Here is a 262-nt window from a genome sequence, read left to right as displayed (position 1 = left end):
ACCCCACGCAGTGCATGTGTCCCTGGGAGCAACGCCAGATCGGTAGCGGAGTTCCCCAATAGCGTTCACGCGAGAGCGCCCAATCGACGTTGTTCGCGAGCCAGTTGCCAAAGCGTCCGTGCTTGATGTGCTCGGGATACCAGCGCACCTTTTCGTTCTCGGCGAGCATCTGCTCGCGCACCGCTGTTGTGCGCACGTACCAGCTGGTCTTGGCGTAGTAGAGGAGCGGCGTGTCGCAGCGCCAGCAGTGCGGATAGGAGTG

1 protein-coding gene is annotated in these 262 nt (G+C 62.2%); it reads right to left on the bottom strand.

From position 1 onward, the window contains the following. Positions 1-262, bottom strand: a 262-nt coding sequence (locus N2041_RS14880; protein ID WP_297679432.1) for a class I tRNA ligase family protein, incomplete at both ends; no start/stop codon positions are given.

The organism is Tepidiforma sp., from assembly GCF_026419595.1.
Lineage (GTDB): Bacteria > Chloroflexota > Dehalococcoidia > Tepidiformales > Tepidiformaceae > Tepidiforma.
Note: the sequence above shows the minus strand (reverse complement) of the source record. Positions and strands in the feature narration are given on the sequence as shown.